Source organism: Monashia sp. NPDC004114 (assembly GCF_053603855.1).
Window position 1 is genome coordinate 161,371 of sequence record NZ_JBSGGK010000006.1, and the last position, 19,539, is coordinate 180,909.

The 19,539-nt window shown below is 67.7% G+C and carries 16 protein-coding genes; 5 read left to right on the plus strand and 11 right to left on the minus strand.

Annotated elements, in window-relative coordinates; translation table 11 throughout:
* Positions 1-9: 9 nt before the first annotated feature.
* A complete protein-coding gene (locus tag ACWEOW_RS10195; RefSeq protein WP_452269078.1) occupies positions 10-1,683 on the minus strand; it encodes a glycoside hydrolase family 43 protein in 1,674 nt (557 codons plus the stop codon).
* Positions 1,684-1,823: 140 nt separating this feature from the next.
* A complete protein-coding gene (locus ACWEOW_RS10200; protein ID WP_452269079.1) occupies positions 1,824-2,660 on the minus strand; it encodes an SDR family NAD(P)-dependent oxidoreductase in 837 nt (278 codons plus the stop codon).
* A 509-nt stretch (positions 2,661-3,169) separates the two neighbouring features.
* Here ACWEOW_RS10200 and ACWEOW_RS10205 point away from each other — a divergent pair.
* Complete coding sequence (locus ACWEOW_RS10205; RefSeq protein WP_452269080.1) at positions 3,170-5,281, plus strand: hypothetical protein; 2,112 nt, start codon at positions 3,170-3,172, stop codon at positions 5,279-5,281.
* A gap of 60 nt (positions 5,282-5,341) precedes the next feature.
* On the opposite strand, the gene ACWEOW_RS10210 is transcribed toward ACWEOW_RS10205, so the two are convergent.
* The 5 genes from ACWEOW_RS10210 to ACWEOW_RS10230 all read right to left on the minus strand — a co-directional run bounded on the left by ACWEOW_RS10210 (position 5,342) and on the right by ACWEOW_RS10230 (position 9,849).
* On the minus strand, positions 5,342-5,581 hold the full coding sequence (locus tag ACWEOW_RS10210) for a hypothetical protein (RefSeq protein WP_452269081.1): 240 nt from the start codon (positions 5,579-5,581) through the stop codon (positions 5,342-5,344).
* Positions 5,578-5,955 (minus strand): hypothetical protein, encoded by a 378-nt coding sequence (locus ACWEOW_RS10215; RefSeq protein WP_452269082.1) that lies wholly within the window; start codon positions 5,953-5,955, stop codon positions 5,578-5,580. The genes ACWEOW_RS10210 and ACWEOW_RS10215 overlap by 4 nt, the downstream gene beginning before the upstream one ends.
* 10 nt (positions 5,956-5,965) lie before the next feature.
* On the minus strand, positions 5,966-6,220 hold the full coding sequence (locus ACWEOW_RS10220) for a hypothetical protein (RefSeq protein WP_452269083.1): 255 nt from the start codon (positions 6,218-6,220) through the stop codon (positions 5,966-5,968).
* 9 nt (positions 6,221-6,229) lie between these two features.
* Positions 6,230-8,878, minus strand: a complete 2,649-nt coding sequence (locus tag ACWEOW_RS10225) for a hypothetical protein (RefSeq protein WP_452269084.1) — start codon at positions 8,876-8,878, stop codon at positions 6,230-6,232.
* Positions 8,879-9,402: 524 nt separating this feature from the next.
* On the minus strand, positions 9,403-9,849 hold the full coding sequence (locus tag ACWEOW_RS10230) for a MarR family winged helix-turn-helix transcriptional regulator (protein ID WP_452269085.1): 447 nt from the start codon (positions 9,847-9,849) through the stop codon (positions 9,403-9,405).
* 63 nt (positions 9,850-9,912) lie between these two features.
* Between ACWEOW_RS10230 and ACWEOW_RS10235 the strand changes: the two genes are divergently transcribed.
* On the plus strand, positions 9,913-10,446 hold the full coding sequence (locus ACWEOW_RS10235; protein ID WP_452269086.1) for a MarR family winged helix-turn-helix transcriptional regulator: 534 nt from the start codon (positions 9,913-9,915) through the stop codon (positions 10,444-10,446).
* A gap of 63 nt (positions 10,447-10,509) precedes the next feature.
* Positions 10,510-10,671, plus strand: coding sequence for a hypothetical protein (locus ACWEOW_RS10240; protein WP_452269087.1), 162 nt, complete (start codon positions 10,510-10,512; stop codon positions 10,669-10,671).
* 98 nt (positions 10,672-10,769) lie between these two features.
* On the opposite strand, the gene ACWEOW_RS10245 is transcribed toward ACWEOW_RS10240, so the two are convergent.
* Positions 10,770-10,970 carry a cold-shock protein gene (locus ACWEOW_RS10245; protein WP_452269088.1) on the minus strand — a complete coding sequence of 67 codons (201 nt, stop codon included), beginning with the start codon at positions 10,968-10,970 and terminating at the stop codon, positions 10,770-10,772.
* Positions 10,971-11,231: 261 nt separating this feature from the next.
* Positions 11,232-12,683 (minus strand): eCIS core domain-containing protein, encoded by a 1,452-nt coding sequence (locus ACWEOW_RS10250; RefSeq protein WP_452269089.1) that lies wholly within the window; start codon positions 12,681-12,683, stop codon positions 11,232-11,234.
* Between the two features lie 542 nt (positions 12,684-13,225).
* Between ACWEOW_RS10250 and ACWEOW_RS10255 the strand changes: the two genes are divergently transcribed.
* Together ACWEOW_RS10255 and ACWEOW_RS10260 are read left to right on the plus strand one after the other, a co-directional pair.
* Positions 13,226-16,954: an alkaline phosphatase family protein gene (locus ACWEOW_RS10255; protein WP_452269090.1), complete on the plus strand. Its 3,729-nt coding sequence runs from the start codon at positions 13,226-13,228 to the stop codon at positions 16,952-16,954.
* A 22-nt stretch (positions 16,955-16,976) separates the two neighbouring features.
* Positions 16,977-17,624: a hypothetical protein gene (locus tag ACWEOW_RS10260; protein ID WP_452269091.1), complete on the plus strand. Its 648-nt coding sequence runs from the start codon at positions 16,977-16,979 to the stop codon at positions 17,622-17,624.
* Between the two features lie 39 nt (positions 17,625-17,663).
* On the opposite strand, the gene ACWEOW_RS10265 is transcribed toward ACWEOW_RS10260, so the two are convergent.
* Both ACWEOW_RS10265 and ACWEOW_RS10270 read right to left on the minus strand, forming a co-directional pair.
* Positions 17,664-17,978 carry a hypothetical protein gene (locus tag ACWEOW_RS10265; protein ID WP_452269092.1) on the minus strand — a complete coding sequence of 105 codons (315 nt, stop codon included), beginning with the start codon at positions 17,976-17,978 and terminating at the stop codon, positions 17,664-17,666.
* A 10-nt stretch (positions 17,979-17,988) separates the two neighbouring features.
* Positions 17,989-19,431: an eCIS core domain-containing protein gene (locus ACWEOW_RS10270; RefSeq protein WP_452269093.1), complete on the minus strand. Its 1,443-nt coding sequence runs from the start codon at positions 19,429-19,431 to the stop codon at positions 17,989-17,991.
* Between the last annotated feature and the right edge of the window lie 108 nt (positions 19,432-19,539).

The following is a 19,539-nucleotide window of genomic DNA, read 5'->3' on the forward strand; positions in this document are numbered from 1 at the left end:
GCAAGACTGTCATCGACCGGCGCCGCTGCCTGCCCCGACCCGCACCGGTGAACCACCTGCGTCGCCATCTGCGCTCACCCGATCGGTCGTCGCCGCAACGACCGGCCCCGCTTGGTCGAAGCCGAACTGCCATGCGAGGACGTCGAACAGCTCGCTCGTTGCGGTGCCCTTGTAGACGAAGAACACGTGGTGCACGCCGGTGACCGTCCGGGTCAGGTTGGTCCGCACGGTCGTCCACTCCCCCGCACTGGGGGCCGGGATGGTCAGAGTGCCCACGAGGTTCGCCGCGACGGAGGGATCCGGGTCGTCGAGGCGGACCTCGACCTGCCCGCCGACCTTCGCAAGCACGTCGGCGGACAGGGCGGTGGCGCCAGCGTCCTGGTCGCTGCCGAAGTCGACCTGGGCGACAGACGTCCACTCGCCGTTGTGGATGTTGGTCAGCTTCTGCGGACCGCTCGTGTCGGACCCGACCGGCAGCACGCGCACACCGGACGAACCGTCGTAGGCGTCCTGGATCCCGGAGTCCCAGGCGATCGTCACGGCCTCGATCCGCTGGCGCGGGTCGACTGTCCGGAGCTGGCTCACGCCTTCGTAGGTGGCGGTGATCGGCGCGATGGTGCCGTCAGGGTTGATCGTCACCGTGTCGATGTGCGTCGAACGGTAGCCGTGTGCGTTGTCCAGCGACCCACCGGCGACGAGCGCCGACTGCAGCGTCGATGTGTGGTAGGCGATGTACAGCTGGCCACCGAGCTCGAACATCGCGTGGTGGTTGTTGCCCCCGACCCCGAAGAACGTGCCCGGGTTGTCGAGGATCTGCCCGGCATACGTGAACGGCCCCATGGGGTTGTCGGACACCATGTAGGTGATGGTGCCGGTCTTCATCGGGTGGCCGTCGATGACCGAGGAATGGCTGAAGTTGGAACAGTAGCTGTAGTAGTACTTCCCGTTGATCTTGTTGATCCCCGAGTCCTCGAACAGCCCGGGCGCGTCGATCGTCGCGGCCGAACCGATCGTGCTGACCATGTCGTCACCGAGCCTGACGACACGGGACGTCTTGGGGTGGTCGACCTGACCGGTCGGCAGGCCTCCGCCGAAGTAGAGGTATGCCGCGCCGTCGTCGTCGATGAGGACGGCGGGGTCGAAGAGCCATACGACTCCCGCGACGCCCGGAGTCGACCAGCTGACGAGGGCCCTGCCGATCGGGTCCGTCCAGGGCCCGACCGGCGAGTCCGACGTGAGCACACCGATGCCACCGTCGCTGTTGGCGAAGTACAGGAAGAACTTCTCCGTGCCGTTGATCGTCTTGTGCGCCGCGCTGGGAGCCCAGGAGCTGGAGGCCCACGTTGCGGCGCCGGCAGAGCCTGCGACCTTGACCTGTCCCTCGTTCGTCCAGTTCACCAGGTCGGCAGACGAGATGATGGTCAGGGTGCGGATCTGGCGGTACGTGTTGTCCGTGATGTTGCCGCTGTCGTCGTGCTCGTACGTCTGGACGACGTTCCCGTTCGCGTCGTACTGAGATCCGTCCGAGGTCATGTACACGTACACGCGTCCGTCGTAGGTCATGGCGAACGGGTCGGCGCCGTACTGGTAGTCCAGGAGCGGGTTCGAGTTGCCGATCGTCTTGGCCGGCTTGGCGCTCCCCGGTCGGTGCGTCACCGTCGGGATTCCTCCCTGCGGAGTCACTTCGTCCACCTTGCTGTCCACCTTGAAGTCCGTGAGATGCGTGTCGGTCGCCGTCGACGGGTTCGACGTCCAGGGCGTCTCGACGATGATTCTCGCCGCTGCAGGACCTCGGCTTTCGGTCGCCGAGTCCGCGGGATCGGTCAAGCCCCGGTGACCCCGATCCAGGCCCGGGTCACGCCGAGAACCCGCATCCCGTCCAGGTCAGCGAGCGAGGCGCCGACGAATGCCGAGGCCTGCTCGGAGGTCTGCCACCGGAAGCGGTACTCCCCCGCGGTCGCGGCGTCGGCGATCGCCCGTGCCGCGTCCTGTGACGACTGGGCCGCGGCGAACGCTGCAGTCGTACGGTCTATGTAGGCCGACAGCTGGGCGGAGTATGCGTCGTCGAACACCTCGGGGCGGGCGACGTTCGCGACGAAGTCGCTGGCCACGGCGGCCGGCTCGACCACCGACACGCGGACCCCGTGGGCCAGGGCCACAGGCGCCAGCGACTGCATGAACCCTTCCACGGCGAACTTCGCCCCGCAGTAGGCGTCGGCGAAGGGCTGACCGACGGCCCCGCCAACGCTGGTCACCGTCAGGACGCGGCCAGAACCGTGCTCGCGCATGGAAGGTAGGACGAGCTTGGTCATCGCGACCGGGCCGAGGTAGTTGACCGCGAGCTGCGCGCGGACCTCGTCCATCGACAGCTGCTCGGCCGTCCCTACGGCGCCGCGGCCGGCGTTGTTGAGGAGGACGTCGATGCGGCCATGGTCGTCGAGGACGCTCTCGACGCACGCGCGGGCGGCGTCGTGGTCGGTGACGTCGAGCGACCTGACGTCGAGAGCAACGCCCCCTTCGGACGCAGCGGCGTCGAGGGCATCGCGCCGCGAGGTGTCGCGCATCGTCGCGACGACAGTGAACCCCCGCCGCGCGAGCTCGATGGCCGTGTGCAGGCCCATACCGGTCGAGGTGCCCGTGACCAGGGCGGTCTGGCTCATGGCGCGACCATACGCCCGCCCTGTATCTGATGGGCCACATCGGTCCCCGAGCCAGGTGGCAGAAGCACTGAGCCATGATGCCCCAGCAGCGGCGACGCCTGGCTCAGTCGTCTTCTGCGGCAGGTCCTGCAGCGTCGGCTGAATCCGGTCTCTTTGCCGATTCCGCGCGTGCACTCTCTGTCGCGTACGCATCGAGGCGGGCAGTCAGCGCGGCCTCACGCGCGTCGAGTGCAGCCTCGTATTCCGCCCAGCTTGCGTATCCCCTATACGTCATCGCACCCACCCCTTCAGTTTCCGATGACAGTTCGCGAGCAACCTCCGGCTAGAGGGCGTGGTCGCCAGGTCCGGTCGGCGACTACCGAGGAACGGAGGAGGCGGCGAGTGAGTTCACACTCTCATGATCCTTCACTTCCAATGCAACTGCAATAGGCTTCGCTAAATATTTCATGCTGCAGCAATCTTCTCGACAAGCGTGCAGGATCGATCTAGCGCTGCTACGCTTTCGAGGCGTGACCAAGCATGAATCACCCTGGTCCCGGGGTCTGCGCGTGGCGGTCCCGGACTACCCGACGGTCGAGACCTCACGCGACGCGACGACGGCCAAGCTGGCCCGCAACGTCGCGGCCCTGTTCGGCGTGCCGGTGCCTCATGCCCAGGTCGCCGACGCTCCATGGTTGTGCGACTACAACGAGCTGACCATCGTCGACATCGGCAGGGGGTCGCCGCCTGGCTGGGCGCCTCTCGATGGGACAAAGATCGCCTCAGCCACCCTGAGCAAGTTCGGACCAGACGTGAAGTCGGCGATCGTGCTGACGGGATCGAACAAGCTGTTCGGCTCGTTGATGGGCCCGATGAAGGAGGTTCTCGAGATCACCGGGCTGGCAGACGACGGGCAACCGCTGGCCCATGCCAGTCGCATCTGCATCTGGGCCTCGCTGCAGCTCGATGCGTTCGTCGCCCAGCCCGCCTTGGCCATGGCCGCGTACCAGGCCCGGGCCATCCAGAGGGCGGCGAGCGTGCAGTGGACGCCCTTGGTGGATGCCCCGGCCCAGCAACCGCCTCAGACCAGCGGGCGAACGATCGAGTTCGCCTCGAAACCTGAGACCGCGCAGCCCGCGATGGTCGGGGAATCGTGGGCCGACACAGCCTCGTTGAACATCGTGGACGGCTTGATGGAGAAGGTTGTCTCGCCCGTAGCGGTGAACACAGCCGACGGCCTCATGAGCAGCAGTCTGCTCGTGGAGGAGACCACCAACCGGCTGCTCTCCCATATCGCCAACGCCGTGGCCGACACCGGCTTCGCCCGGATCTCGGCCGGTTCGCGCGGTCGACGCCACCTCGACGTCGTCGTCAACCGCACCCCGGTGCTCGCGGCATACATCGATGCAAACCTGCGTCTCTTCAACGACATCCTGCCGTTCGAAGCACCCCGAAACCACGGGTCCGAGCAGCTCGACCTGGGGCTGCCCAGCCACTGGCAGCGCCTCGTGCCGCGAGTCCCATCGAAGTTCGAGCTGCTGCGCAGCTCGACAACCGTGCGGTCTGCGACCATCCGCTCGCTGGCGAACCTCATCCGTGCTCTTCGCAGCATGCAGGCGACCATCCCGCCCGACATCTCCGTCGAATGCCGCAAGCGCGCGCTGGGCTTGGTGGACCTGGCCACCGAGCTGTTCGGAGCGGACCACGAGGAGACCCTGACCGTTCGGTGTCTCTACGCTGACATGTTGTTCACCGCGTTGCGGCGCGGACCGGCAATGGAGTTCGACGCCTACCGGGACCTGCCCGGCCTGTCGCAGCAGACCATCCACGACTGCCTCCGGCTGTTCGAGACGGCTGATACATGGCCTGCAGGGGAATGGCTGCAGTGCCTGGACAGAATCTCCTCGACCATGTCGCTGGCCATCCTGAACCTACGCCCTGTCGACGAGGACACGGCCGATCGGGCCGCCGCTGCGCAGCTGACGGCCTGGCACAAGGCGTTCGCCAGGCTCGGCGTGGACGTGACCGCCGGCGATCTCGTCACACTCCGCGCACGCTCCAACGGACTGGCCTCTCCCCTGCACCACTGGCTGGCGTCCGCCACCAGCCCGGGCCAGCCGTTCGAACAGATCGAACGCGCCATCGAGGTCGGCGAGAACGTCGTGCTCGAGCATCGGCAGCAGCTGGCCGAGGTCCGCAAGCACGACCGGCCCCTGCGCGACACGCTGCACGTCCTCGGTCGCGCCGTGGCCGACGCCTTCGACCAGTGGACCGATCCCGGCACGCGTGACCACTACGCGCGCCTGCTGCTCGACATCGAGGGCCGGCTGGTGAGGACCTCCCGTTTCAAGTTCCTGCTCGACATCGACCCCGCCGCCCCGGACTTCTCGCAGGAGGTCGCGTCCCTCATCACCTCCGATGCCGACGTGCTCCTGTCCTTGGCCGCCATCGGCCTTCGGAACGCCGAGCTGTCCCCCACCGAGACGGACACTGCGCGCGTGGACCGTGCCCTGGCCCTGGCTGAGGCAATCCAGACCGCACGTCTGGGCATCCTCGTCGACAGTGATCTGAGCTGCCGGCTGCAACAGCTGAAGAAGACGAGGGACGAGCTTCGAGGAAGGGCGCTCGCTTCGTCTCGTTGAGTGGTCGACCGGCTTGGCGCCGCTACGGAGCCCGAGGTTCGTGTGCGTCCCAGTCCCAGGTCAGCCCTCAGCCCGCGCCGAGCGAAGGCGTCGCTGCGCCCTGAAATGGGTGATCGACATGATGAGTGCGACCAGTGCGACCAGGCCGAGGGTGGCGACGACCCACCACTCCGCCTCGCCGCTACCCTCGTCGGGCTCGAACGGGGTGACCTCCTCGATCCAGGTCGGCCAGACCAGGGTGGCGATGGCGGCGGCGCCGAAGATCAACGCGGTGACCAGCTCGACGCGTGCCCGACTCATGAGCCGACACCGCTCGTGTGCGAGCTGTCGCCCGGAGCCGCACCGGCGGAGATGTCGTCCGCTGATGCACTCGTCGGCGTGTTGTCGCCATTCGGTCTCGGGGCTCCCACCTGAGACGGAGGGAAGCCGGGCGCACCGGCGGCCGCACCGCGCGCCGCAGTGACGGCGTCGGCCGACGGGGCCGGCCCTGCCGACAGGGCGCCGATCGCCGCTGCCCGAGCCGCCAGGTCGGCCGGGACCGCCGCCACGTCGCCTGAGTCCCCGGGTGCCCCGGTGAACGCCATGCCAGCTTGGGTGTCACCGCCCCTGCGTCCCTCGTCTCCCGCGCGCCGGTCGGGAGACTCGCCCTCGTCGATCGTGATGGTTACTTTCATCGCTCCCCTCCTAGTTCAGGACCGCGTAGCGGCCTTCGAAGGTGACTGGCACCGAAGCGAGGTTCTTCACGGTGATCCAGTACGTGCAGCTGTTGGCGTCGGCGCGCTCGACCGCCACGTCCCAGTCGATCTCCGGCGCGCCGTTGCGCACGGTCGTCGGCATCATGTACCAGACGACGTGCCACGAGGCCGGCCACCCGAAGGTGAACCACCTTTGGCTCGCCCCGGCCGGCAGGGTTCCGGTGAATTGAACGTTGGTCCACATCGTTGGCTCCTAGTAGCGGCTCAGGATGGCGTAGCGGCCTTCGAAAGTGATGGGTTGCGCGGTGAGGTTCTTGACCGTGATCCAGTAGGTCACGTATTCGGCGTCCGCCCTTTCGACCTGGACCTGCCAGGAGACCTGCGGCGCGCCCGGTGCGACGGAGGTGGGCATGACCGTCCAGACGACGTGCCATGTGGCGGGCCACCTGAACGTGAACCACCGGCCGGTCGCATTCGCGTCGAGACGGCCGGTGAACTGGACCCGGCAGATGGGCTGTGTCATCCACCCGTCGACGGGAATCTCCCAGACGCCGCGGTTGCGCAGGCCCGCTCGCAGCACCCGCGCGTGCGGGTGAAATGCGAGGTCACCAACGAAGGCGTTGGGCAGAGAGTCGGCGAACGCACTCCAGGACGCCCCGGTGTCACGGCTCTGGTAGACGCCCAGGTCGGCGGCCACCCAGATCCGGCCTCGGTCGCCGTCGTCGACGGCGATCGCGTTGATCGCCAGGGCCGGCAGTCCGGCGCTCCGATCGGTCCACGTGCTGCCCCCGTCGTTGGAGACGAAGACGCGGCCGCCGCCCATCGTGCTGCTCGCCGAGATGATCCGGCCTGACCCACCGACCTCCGCGTAGATGTCGCTGACCCACGCACCGGCGCGAGGCGTGGTGAGTGCGCTGAGCGCGGACCAGGCCCCGGAACTGAACCGGGACCGAAGGATCCGCCCGTCGGTGAGCCCGACCAAGACGGTTTCCGGGTCGGGGATGTACATGGCGGACGCGGTCCCCGCGCTGGGGTAGCCGAGCCGCACCCAGGTGCTCCCGTTGTCCCTGGACACGTAGAGCGCGTTCATGCCGATCGCAACGGTGCTGCCGGTCGTGGCGCTCGACTCCACCGGTGGGTAGAACAGACCGACGTCTTCCCCGGCGGGACGAGCCGGGGTGATCGCGCCCCAGCTGTTCCAGTCGCCGCGAGACGTTGACCGCAGCAAGGCGCCCCATTGTCTGCTGTGAACCACCGTGGCGGGCACCTGCCGGTTCACCGCGACGTCGCCGCCGTCCGCGTCGTCGACATGCTCCCACGTACTGGGGCCGGTCCATCGGTTGGTGCCGTTGTCCTGGGTGCCACCGATCAGCCAGCGAGCCGATCCCCAGTCGTGGGCGATGTACTCGTACTCGCTCACGACGAGCCCGTTGTTGCAGCTCTGCCACGTGGTTCCGCGGTCCTGCGATCTGAACAGGCCGCCATCACATCCGGCGTACACCGTCGCCGGCGCCCCGGGTTCGAATGCGATGGAGTGCTGGTCGGGATGGATGGAGTCGCCGGTCGCGCCTTTGTTGCTGATGGTCCGCCACGTCCAGGTCCCACCCGCCAGGTCGCCCCGGTGGATCTCGATCGCGCCGCAGTAGACCTGGCTGTCGTTGTCCGGTGCCACGGCGACATACCAGTCGTACCAGGACTGGCCCGTGCTGAGGCCCGGTGGCGTGGCGACGGCCGTCCAGGCGCCGGCCGCTGAGCGGCGCCACAGGTATGCCGTCGGTACGGTGCCGCCGCCCGGCTGGGGGATGAGGGGCGCGCCCGTCCCGAACGCGTACGCGACCGGCGGGTTGGAGGGCGCCATGGCCACCGCCAGGCGGCTGAACGATGCCGGGGCGCCCGGCAGGGTCACGGCTGTCCATCCGGTGCCGTTGTCGGTCGAGCGGAACAGTCCGTCGCCGCATGCGGCCAAGGTCTCCCCGGACCGCACGGCGATCGCCCACGTCCGCATGCTGCGGCGCTGGGTCCACGTCGCGCCTGAGTCGGCCGACACGTACAGCCCGCCCGTAGTGCCGGCATACAGCCGCTGTCGGTTCGCCGGGTCGACCACGAGGCGGAAGAAGCCCTGCCCGACGAAAGGTGCGGTGCACCGCGGTGACCAGCTGGCACCGCCGTCGGACGACTGAAGGACTCCGTTTCCGAGGAAGGACCACCAGTCACCTTCGCCGGTGCCGCAGTACACCGTGGTCGGGGCCACCGGGTCGAACGCGATGGCCCCGACGGTCAGGGTGGCCTGGAAGTCCGTGCGCGGGCTCCACGACGCCCCTCGATCCCGGCTTTCCCATACGCCGCCGTTGGCTGCACCGGCGAGGACGTGCGCCGGGGACGAGGGGTCGACCGCCAAGGCGGAGATGCGGCCCGAGACGTTGACCCTGCTCGACCCGTAGGTCTGGCCATTGGTGACGGTCCATGGGCCGATCGAACGCCACTGCGGGCCCGACGTGGTCGGTGGACCAGTGAGGTCCTCGGCCACCGCGGCATACGTCTCTGCGACCTGTGGCGCGGCCGCCTCCAAGTCCATCGAGGTCTCGGACGCCTCCCCCTGGGATCTGCCCTTGGCGTCGGCTGCCGCCTGGCTTGCCTTGCCGGAGCTGCGACGGCCTTTGGCGGGCTTGTCCTGGGCCGGCGCCAAGAGGCCGAGCTCCCTGGCTTGGGCGACCGCGGCATCTGCCTCGGGCTCGGCGACGGCCTGACGCACTACCTGCTCGGCCACCCGGCCCATCTCGTGACTCTGAAGCAGCTCCAGGAGCCGGGACATCGGCTTTCCGCCCGGCGGTCTCTGCGGCCGGTCAGCGGCCGGATCCTCGACGACCGCCGCGTTGGCTCCTTCGGTCCCGCTACCTCTCATCGTGGTCCCCCTTTTCGCTCTTGACGGTCCTTCACGTCACACGGGAACTCAAAGCGTGTGTCGTGAGCGGTGTCCGGAGAGCGGTACAAACACCGTCAGGTGTATGAGTCCCCCTGAGGGGACTGGTCCTTCGGGTCTCGCTCTCCGTCCGAGTCGGGCTGGGCAGCGTCGGGCTCGGGTTCTTCCTCCGGCTCGGCCTCTGCCTCACCGGACGGTGCCTGGGCCGGAACGATCCCGCGAGATCGCAGCTCCTGCTCGAGCCGCGCTGCCGGATCATCGGAAGGGCTTTGCCCAGCCGTGTTTGCGTGATCCGCTGGAGGCTGTTCGGAAGAGTTCATCAGTTCCTCACCCCTGTGCCGGAACTCATACGGCCCAAGACTTGATCCGTCCACTCTCCTCCTCGAGTGCATCTATTCGCAGGAGTTTGATGAGAGACTCCCCCTTTACGGGGCAGGGATTGCGCTGGTGTCATTGCGCTGGTGTCATTGCGCTGGTCTCATTGCGCTGGTCTCATTGCGCTGGTGTCAGTGCGCGCCGTGCTCGATCCCGAGCAGGAGCATGAGAGTCCGGCGCACGCGCTCGAGGTCGTCGCGACCCACGACGGCCGCCCAGTCCTGCTCGACCCGGCGGCCGGCGTCGAGAGAGACCGGTCCGAGCGAGCGGCCCTTGTCGGTGAGGAAGACGAGGCTGGCCCGTCCGTCGTCGGGGTCGGGACGCCGGGTGACATAGTCCGAGGCGACGAGCAGGTCGACCGACTGAGCCATGGACTGCTTGCGCACCTTGGCCAGGCGGGCCAGCTCCCCCACCTGGATGCCCTCCGGGGGCACGAAGGGGATGACGTTGGCGTGCGCCGGGGTGAGGCCCGAGACGCCACGATCACGCAGGGCGGCATCCATGTCTGCGCCCCACTGCTGGGCCGCGAGGCGCAGAAGGAGACCGACGAGCGGCGTCGGGTTGTCGCGGACTGACATGATTGACAGGCTCCTGTCATTTTCTTACGGTGGACAGGTAACTGTCTAACACAGGAGGGCATCATGACATCGACAGACGCCACGGCGAATCCACCGACACCCGCGCCGGAACTGCCGTTCGGAACCGCACTCGCGCTCGCCCAGCGCACCCTGAGCGCTCCCCTCTCGGCAGTCCTCGAGGACGAGCGGCTGCCCATGCTGGAATGGTTCACCCTCAACGCACTCGGGCTTCGCGGCACGATGCGCACCGAGGTCGTGACCGGGCTGCTGGCCGGCAACGGGCTGGACTCCTCGGCCGCGCTCGACCTGCTGGCGCACATGAGCAGCTCCGGGCTCGTCGAGCTGCACGCCGATACGGTCTCGCTGACGGACGCCGGCGTCTCCCGGTACACCCGCGCGCGGGACCGGATCAACGAGGTGACAACCCGGATCTTCGAGCCGTTCGGCGCGGCCCGTGTGGAGTCGGCCCGGATCCTGCTCCAGGAGATCGCGTACACCGACCCCGAGGAGCTCACGCGTCGATCCGTGTATGCCGTCGGACGGCCCTACTCGTCATCGCTTCGTGATCTGGACAAGCCGGACGATGGCGCATACTGAGGGGTGCCAACATACGGATCCTCCAGCCGACGCCACCTCGCCACCAGCCCCTTCCCAGCCGCCGTGGCGACGGAAGCCGAGACCTTCGAGATCGGGGACCGGGTCACCCACATCAAGCACGGCCTCGGCGTCGTCGTCGGGCAGAGCGAGTCGACGGTCACGCTACGGTTCGAGTCAGCGCTGATCCGGGTCAAGAGCCCGTACGACCGGCTCACCCGTCTCTAGTCGACCGTCGCAGACACGACGAAGGCCGGTCCCAGCCTGGGACCGGCCTCGGTCGGCATCGGCGGATGTGGTCTGCCGAGATGCTCAGAGTGTCGAGATCAGATGACGCGAACCCGCATCGCCTGCGGCCCCTTGGGACCCTGCTCGATGTCGAACTCGACGGTCTGGTTCTCCTCGAGGCTGCGGTAGCCACCGCCGGTGATCTCGGAGTAGTGGACGAAGACGTCCGGACCCTCGGTCGGGGCGATGAAGCCGAACCCCTTCTCGGAGTTGAACCACTTGACAGTACCTTGTGCCATGACTGGCTCCTTCAGGTTGAGGTGGGACCGACCGGTCGGTTGGCCCCGAGTCATCAGGGGACGCACCCACTCCAGAACCTGAAGAAACTGCGCTCGCTGGTCGTCCTTGCGAGCGTGCGAACACGAGCACTCAAACGTGACGGGGAGACAGTCTAGCGGAACCCGTCCGGGTGGTGGGCCGCGCGCCACGGTGGCGAGGCAGGGACCGGGGTGCTGGACGCCTCGTCCGGACCTCGGACAACCGTAGGAGCCGAGCGAGGCTCACGCTGTGGCGCGAATCCGATCCGTGGTGAAGAAGTCCCCGATGGGAGGCCTTTGCACGAGCCTCGGCAGCCACGCCGCCCTATTTCGGTCGAGGAACCGAAAGCGTCTTGGCGAGCGTGCGGCGAGCAGGTTCGGCTCTTCGACGTAGGCCATCGCGGCCTCGGCGAAGTCTTCACTCGGTCCGCCGGAGACCATATAGGAGGTGAGTGGCTGCTCGATCCACAGCGATGAGTTCCAGTTCTGACCGGTGATCTCGTACTGTGCCGGCGGTGGGGTTCCGCTCGCAATGGCCGTCTGAACGGCGGGGACACCGATATCGAAGAGCTGCGCCGCCGAGGTCGCCGTCCAGCCGATCTCCCGGCGGTACGCGGTGAAGGTCGCGGGGTCAGCAGCCATGGCGGCCTCGGCCAGGCCGTGACCGAGCTCGTGGGTGAAGATACGGCGAATGTTCTGCTCCCGCGTCGGCAAGGGGACTGGTGCACCGCTGACCTGGCCCGGGGCTGAGAGGCCGATGACGACCGGGGGATAGTTGGCGGCGGCCGTGCTGCGGCCCGTCGGCAGTCCACGCCTCGCGGTCACCGACGAGTCATAGACGATCAGTTGTCCCGCGCCGAACGATGCGCCCGTGTCAGGGTCCGGGACCCCGATGCCCGCTGCGTTGACGTGGTAGTCGACCTTGAAGAACAGGATCTCCGTTACCGCGGGATATCCGCCCACGCGTGCCTCGAAGTCCTCGAAGCTGTCGACGATGGAGCGGTACACCGGTGAGCTCGTTCCTGGGTCCCATGACTGCCAGTTGGGCAGAGTGATGCCGCCGGGGGGAGCACCACCTTGCGGAGTCGAGAGGGAGGTCTGCTCCGCTTCCGTGCCGGTGGCGATACGGGTCACCCCGAACCTGCGCATCGCCTGCTCGAACTCGGTGCGCGACATCGTTGCCGCCGCTGGCGGCGGGGCGTTGAGCAGGTTGGGGTCGGGCGCGGGCGGCCGTGAACGCCGCTGGCAGTAGACCGTCCCTGGCTGGTTCGCGGCCCAGTTCGCCCCGGCCAGCGACGCACCACGAGCAACCTCACCTGCGGCGGCCTCGGCCTGGGACTCAGCACGCTCGTCGGGCCGTGAGATCCTCGACGGCGCTGGTGCCGACCGGTCCTGGTGCTGCACGACGTGCGCGAGCTCATGAGCGATGAGCTGCCGATCGTGCTGCAGGTGGTCGCCCGCGAGCACGATATGAGATCCCCATGCGTACGCGCTCGCGCCGAGGGCATCGGTGGAGGCCACGGCGCGATCGTCGCTATGAATGCGCACGCGGCTGAAGTCGTGACCGAAACGCCGCTCGAAGTACGATCGCGATTGGGCATCGAAAGGTGTGCCGGGCGAACGCAGCACCTCCTGCACCATGGCGGAATCTGCGGCGGCCCTCGTCTGCGATGTAGCGACTTTCGGAGCAAACATTGTCGCACCCGCTTGGTCGTGGCTTGGGAAAAGACAAATCGATGTAGATTCCGATTTTACCACGCCCTATCAAAGGTAACAGGTGAACTGCTTCGTGAAAGAGGCGAAACCCCGGCCTGCGGCATACATTCACATGGAGATAGGAAATAGACGCCAGCGGGAGCGTGGCATTTGACGAGCGCGTCAGCGCCAAGCGGCCACGATGGTGGCCACCATGACGAGCGGGAAGCCCACCCACAGCAACAGGCCAAGCGCTGCCCCCTTGCTGTGGAGTCGATGCCGATCCGGGTGACGAGGAACACCAACGGCGTCGAGCAGGATCGACAGCGTCGAGTGGCGGTCTTCGACACCCAGCCGACCGGGCGCGCGGCGGGTCGCGACGGCATACCTCGGATGCTTCTCCCAGCGGACTTTCGGGAAACGCTCACTTACCGGCCCGCGCGGGAATAGCGTCGACAGGTCACGTTTCCGGGGGCCCGGACGCGGGCCCGTTGCACTTGGAGGCACTGGTGTTCCGTGCGCGCGCTCGAATCTTGACGTTCGTGACGATCTCGGCCGTTCTGGTCGCCGGAGCGCAGGGCGCTCTCGCGCAGACCGCGCCTGACGTCGCCAAAGCGGCAGCACCCGCGGCAGCCAGTCCTCCGGCTCAGACCACCAAGGCCGTGCTCTATGCGTCGGACGGCATGCGACCCGACCTCATGGAGAGGTATGCCGCGCAGGGGGCCATGCCGACATATGCCGCGATGATGGCCAGTGGCGTGCGGGGCGAGAACGGCATGGTCCAGGCCTTCCCGCCCAACACCGGAGTCGGCTGGCACACCATCGCGACGGGCACCTACCCGTCCGAGCACGGTTCGACCAACAACACCTACTACCGGCCGGGCGAGGTGTTCAACAACCGCACCGCCTTCTCCGCGCCAGGAACCCTTCAGGCCGACCACATCGCCGCGGCGGCCGAGCGGGCCGGCAAGAAGGTCGCGCAGATCGAGTGGGTCGGTGGTGCGCAGGCTGGGATCGCCGGCCCCACCGTCGACTTCACCAACTTCTTCTCGACGCGAGGCGTGCTTGCCTCGCCGCTTGTCCCAGGGGAGCAGTCGGGTGCCGCGGCCTTCGGGATCAGCTACCAGGTGGCAGGGTTCGCCGGAGCGAGCGGGTGGTCGAACGTCCCGGCCGGCGACCCGGTCGCGCCGCCGCAGGAGACCCAGCTGACGGTGGCGACGACGTTCGCCGCGCAGAACCCGACCCGTCTCTACGACATCTACGTCTACGACTCTGTGGCGGACGGCATCTCGGCGTACGACCGGGCCCTGCTCGTGCGTGCCTCGGCCCTCAAGGACGGCTCGCAGGCAGCCACCAACCTCGGCGTCGGTGACTTCAAGGAGGTCAAGCTCACCGGCGCGAACGGGCTCATCGGGGTCCGCAACGGCCAGACGGCTGGCTTCTACACCAAGCTCATCTCGCTCTCGCCTGACCTGTCGAGCTTCAAGCTCTACTTCACGTCGGTCGAGCGCGTCATCGCGACCTGCTCCACCGCCGCGTGTGCGGCTCTGCCGGCCGGTGGCAGCGGCGAGGACCCCCTCGAGAAGTACATCGCCGACAACCTGCCGACAGCCATCGCAGCCGACTTCGCCCCGCTCGAGGCTCGGGTCATCGACGAGGACACCTACGTGCAGCAGGGGCGCGACCTCGAGAAGGCCTACGGCGACGCCGTGCTGCGGTTCATCCTCGGCACCCTCCAGCCCAACACCGACCTCGCGCTCGTCGGCTACCCCGTCACGGACGAGTTCAGCCACCAGTTCATGGCGCTCGTCACGCCGACGGCTCCCGATGGCGGGCCCAACCCGGTCTTCGACGACACCGACTACAACGGCATACCAGACGGCCGGGTGGCGCAGCGGGAGGGGTACATCCGCAGCGCCTACCACGAGGCCGACGCCAAGCTCGGGCTCGCGCGCTCGCTCATGGGTGGGTCGCCGACGACGATCGCCGCGTCGGACCACGGGTTCGGACCCCAGTGGTATGCCGTGAACGCCGGCAAGGTGCTCTCCGACGCCGGCCTGCAGTCTCCTGAGCAGCCGACCAACTGCCGCGCGGCCGCCACGACGAACCTGGCGAAGGCCTGCTGGGCCGGTGGCACCGCGCAGATCTACATCAACCAGACGCTCCCCCAGGGGACGACGTACGAGCAGGTGCGGACCCAGGTGATCGACGCGTTCCAGCACCTCACCGACAAGGACAACCCCGGCGATCCGGTGATCCTCAAGATCTTCAAGAAGGAGGAGCTGCGCAATGTCGACGGCAGCGACTCGCTGCACCCCAGCCGCAGCGGTGACGTCGTCGTCGTGGCCGCCCCGCCCTACCAGTTCGACGCGGCGACCCCGGGCCAGACCATCGCGCTGTCGAACTTCTTCGGCCAGCACGGCTACCTGCCCGACCTGGTCGACCTGCCCCACAACATCAACATGCACGCGACCTTCGTGGCCGCGGGTCCCGGCATCCGTAAGCAGGCACCGGTCGCGGGGATGCGAGCCGTCGACATCGCGCCGACGCTTGCGTTCCTCATGCGGATCCCCGGGCCGCAGCAGGCGCGGGGCAAGATCCGCCTCGACCTCACGACGACGCCGAACCTCAAGACGGCCACGATCCTTGACATCAGCGACTTCCACGGCCAGCTCATCCCACTTGCCGAGGTGCCCGACAACACAACCACACCGGTCGGCACGCCCGCGACGCCCGCGTTCACCATCGGCGGCTCGGCATTCCTCAAGACGTGGTTCGACTGGTACCGGAGCACCGGCGAGGCCGCCGACGGGTCGCTGCTCGTCGCAGCCGGAGACTCGGTCGGGGCGACGCCGCCGATCAGCGCCTTCTTCGGCGACACCCCGACGATCGAGACGATGAACGACATGGGCGTCTCGGCGGACGGCCTCGGCAACCACAACTTCGACAAGGGCTCGGCCTACCTGCGCAACACGCTGATCCCCCTGGCGAAGTACCCGTTCCTGTCGGCCAACGTGGTCGACGCCAACGGCAGGACACCCGCCGAGTGGAAGCCGTCGCAGGTCTTCAGCTTCGCCGGAGCCAAGGTCGGCATCGTCGGGTTCACCAACGACGACGCCCCAACCCTGGTGTCGCCGACCGCCTTCGACCCGTTCCACGTCGCAGACTCGCTCGCGGCGGTCAACGCCGAGGCCGCGCGCCTCAGGTCGACCGGCCTGCGGACCATCGTCGCGATGGGCCACCTCGGCGCGACGGCCGGCACGCTGGTCAACCCGACCGGTCCGCTCCTGGACCTCGCCGACAACGTGTCCGGCGTCGACGTCGTCATCGGCGACCACACGGACTTCCAGGTGGTCAGCACCCGGGCCAACGGCGTGCTCGTCACGGAGAACAGGAGCAAGGGTATCCGCTTCACCCGCGTGCGGATCGTCGTCGACCCGGCGACGAAGGCACCGGTCTACGAGACGGCCGACTTCCACAAGCCCTGGGACATCGGTGTCACGCCGGACCCGACCATCCAGGCCCGCATCGACAGCCTCAATGCGCAGCTCCAGCCGATCCTCGCCGGTGTGATCGGGTCGTCGACGCGCTTCATACCGCGCGCGGACGCCTGCGGTCAGTCCGCCGGCCGGACGTGTGAGTCGCTCGTCGGCAACGTCGTAAGCGACGCCATGCGCAAGACGTACTCGTCGATCGGAGTCGAGTTCGCCATCACGAACTCGGGCGGCCTGCGGGACGCGCTCACGTGCCCGACGGTCGACAACCCGTCGGACTTCTGCCCGGCGTACTCGCCACCTCCGTTCCCGATCAGTCGCGGGCAGGTGCTCACGGTCCTGCCGTTCGGCAACGTCGTCGTGACCCTCTCCGTCAACGGCGCCGAGCTGAAGTCGATGCTCGAGAACGGCATCTCCCGGATGCCGGCGATCGACGGTCGCTACCCGCAGGTCTCTGGTCTGTGCTTCACGTACGACATCTCGGCGGCGATCGGATCACGCGTCACGGGTGCAGTGCGGCAGGCCGCCGACGGCTCGTGCTCCGGGGCTCCTGTCGACCTCACCGCGGCGAGCACGTACAAGATCGCCGAGAACGACTTCATGGCGTCTGGTGGGGACGGCTACCCGAACTTCGCGAGCCGCGCGACCACCCAGAACATCATGGACCAGGTCGTCGCCGACCACATCACGGCCAGCTCACCGGTGAGCCCGGAGATCGTCGGACGGAGCCACTGCATGACGTCCGGTGCGACGGCCTGTCCAGTCGTGGTGCCCTGAAGGGCGGAAGGTGCTGGTACTGATGCGCTTTCGCGCGTGGGGGGCGGTCGTCGCCGCAATCGCGGCGGCGGCCCTCGCCCTGCCCGTGCTCACGGCGCCCACCGCCTCGGCCCACGCCGGAGAGGAGGCGCTGCTCGTCGAGCCGCACGCCACCTGGCCCGGTGGCACGGTCATGGTGCGGGGGGACCTGCCAGTGACGAGCGACGTCCACCTGCTGCTTGTCGACTCGGCGGGACGGATGACCCAGGTCGGTCGTGTCGACGACCCACCCAGCGGACACTTCGAGGTCCCCGTCACCGTGCCGGCGTCGACGCGGGCCGGGGCGTGGTCGATCGTCGCCGTCGTGGGTGGCGACCCGGTGGGCCAGGTCGCCCTCACGGTCGGTGCCGCCCCGCCGGCGGCGGGAGAACGCGCCGACCAGGCGGAGCCGATGCTCCCCCCAGGGGCGAGAGCCGCGCCAGCGCCCGCGGCCCAGCCGCCCAGCTCTGGCGGGTATGCCGCTGCGGCTGAAGTCGTCCGGGCCCCGGCCTCCACGGCTCCCCCTCAGCCGCCCAGCGGCCCGACCGCTGGGGCGTGGATCCTCGCCGGAGCCCTCGTGGCATCGGTGACGGTAGGGCTCACCGCATACCTCATCGTGCGCCCGCGCCGCCTGCGAGCCCGGCCTTTCTGAGGGACGGCCGAGCACAAGTCCGGTGGTACGGCGTCACGTCTATCCGAGAACCTCAAAGGACGTGCAGAAGAAGACCCCAAGGGCCGATGCCTCATCGGCAAACTGGTTGAGGAGGCTCGAGTGTCTTGGGAACTGTCGCGTCAGACTGAGGCGATGGCGCGCGCCGACGATGAACGCAGGCGAACTCATGTCGGCCCGCGCATGCCCGACCAAGATCATCGGACTTGAGTAGGTGCCTTCCAGGGTCTTGACGACACGATATCGCGTCACAGACACCATGTACTCGTCCCCGGCGTCGGGCGCTTGCGGGCCACGCGTCTCAACGGTGGCGTCAACAAGCAAGTCGCCTTCCATCAGCTTTCCCTTACGGTGCCGGACGCGTCACGGTGATCACCACGCGACGATTCCGCACTCGATCCACCTCTGCAGTGTTCGATGCGACAAATCTTGTCGCGCCTCGTCCTTCGATGTGGATACGTCCACTGTCCACTCCGGCGGCCACGAGCCCGTCGCGTGCGTGTTCTGCGCGACGACGAGATAGGTCGAGATTGTGAGCGGCGGTGCCTGTCGAGTCCGTAAAACCCTCGACAAGGACGGTCGAGAGCGTGTCAATCGCGAGAGCAGCAGCGACGCCTGCAATCGCGGCGCCCCCGGCCGCGGGAAGCGCGTCGGAGTCGATCACGAAGTGGTCTATCACATCTACCGACGCAACATTCTTCGCGACGCGTCTCACGTTCGAGATCGTGAAGTCACCTCCGGCATGACGAGTGCGGTCGAACATCAGGTAGTAGTTCTCGAAGTCGTGGATTCGTGTCTCCACGTCCCCCACCGTCAGGCCGGCCGCCGCCACACGGCGCCCCGGACCCACGAGCGACTCCGCGACCGAGCTCTCCGCCTGCAGGCCCGCCTCATGGGCATCCGTGAACAGATCTACTCCAGGGGCCGGAACGGCGGCATGCGCGTGATAGTTCTCGGAGATCTCATGTGCCAGCTTGGCGATGCCGTTTCCCGGCGCTCCACCCTCGATGGCAAGGACGTCATCCATGTCTATGCGCTGCACCCTGCTCCCCGTCAGGTCAGAAGGGGTTGGAAAGGCGCCGACAGACACACCGACCTGGTGTGTGCCGAAATTGACCTCGGCATCTTGCACCCTGTCGTTCATGATGGTTGTCAGTATTCCCTCCAGGGCGGGTGAGGTCGCTGGGACCACTCTCGACGCGATAGCCTGAATTTCGTTCGTCAGAGGATCCCGCTTCAGGTCCTGCCCGATCGCAGGGGCGACCAGATCAATGAAGCTGTCGACATCTGCCTGACTTCCTGTGGCGATCAGCCGCCGTTGAGCGATCGGGCGCTCGACCCCCCGTTGCTGAACCGTATGAGCCAGCTCATGAGCAAGGAGCGAGCGGCCGGCAATCGTCGACGGATCATATTGGTTCGCGCCGAACACGATGTGCTCCCCCACCGTGAACGCTGCCGCGTCCAGTGCCCGGGCGGCATACGCCGCTGTTGTGTCCGCATGGACCCGGACCTTGCTGAAGTCGTGGGTCGCCCGAGGTTCCGGTCCCTGCCCAAGGTCAGGGCCCGAATCTGCTGGCGCCCCCGCCCCATGCGCCGGTGAGATCTGTTCTGAAATGTGATCGGCTTCCCGCTCGTCGGGGTCCGTCGAACGACTGGCCCTCATGCCGTACCGGGCAATATGGTGCCCCGAGGGGTGAATGCCGATGTGGTGCTGCCCAAGCTTCGGTTCCATGAGGACGCGGGTGGCCGCGTCGAGTGGCTGACCAGCAGAAGACAGCACATCGTGCACGATGGACGGAACCTCGGACCCGGTGGAGACTGCCTTGCGCTGCCCTGCGTAGACCCGGAGCCGGGAGATGTCGTGCGCAGGGCTTGATCGAACAATTCTTCGAAAGAC

Coding starts and splice junctions, on each gene's coding strand:
- ACWEOW_RS10200 (WP_452269079.1), bottom strand. CDS start 2,660: ATGAGCCAGACCGCCCTGGTCACGGGCACCTCGACCGGTATGGGCCTG.
- ACWEOW_RS10210 (WP_452269081.1), bottom strand. CDS start 5,581: ATGAGTCGGGCACGCGTCGAGCTGGTCACCGCGTTGATCTTCGGCGCC.
- ACWEOW_RS10215 (WP_452269082.1), bottom strand. CDS start 5,955: ATGAAAGTAACCATCACGATCGACGAGGGCGAGTCTCCCGACCGGCGC.
- ACWEOW_RS10220 (WP_452269083.1), bottom strand. CDS start 6,220: ATGTGGACCAACGTTCAATTCACCGGAACCCTGCCGGCCGGGGCGAGC.
- ACWEOW_RS10225 (WP_452269084.1), bottom strand. CDS start 8,878: ATGAGAGGTAGCGGGACCGAAGGAGCCAACGCGGCGGTCGTCGAGGAT.
- ACWEOW_RS10230 (WP_452269085.1), bottom strand. CDS start 9,849: ATGTCAGTCCGCGACAACCCGACGCCGCTCGTCGGTCTCCTTCTGCGC.
- ACWEOW_RS10235 (WP_452269086.1), top strand. CDS start 9,913: ATGACATCGACAGACGCCACGGCGAATCCACCGACACCCGCGCCGGAA.
- ACWEOW_RS10245 (WP_452269088.1), bottom strand. CDS start 10,970: ATGGCACAAGGTACTGTCAAGTGGTTCAACTCCGAGAAGGGGTTCGGC.
- ACWEOW_RS10250 (WP_452269089.1), bottom strand. CDS start 12,683: ATGTTTGCTCCGAAAGTCGCTACATCGCAGACGAGGGCCGCCGCAGAT.
- ACWEOW_RS10260 (WP_452269091.1), top strand. CDS start 16,977: ATGCGCTTTCGCGCGTGGGGGGCGGTCGTCGCCGCAATCGCGGCGGCG.
- ACWEOW_RS10265 (WP_452269092.1), bottom strand. CDS start 17,978: ATGGAAGGCGACTTGCTTGTTGACGCCACCGTTGAGACGCGTGGCCCG.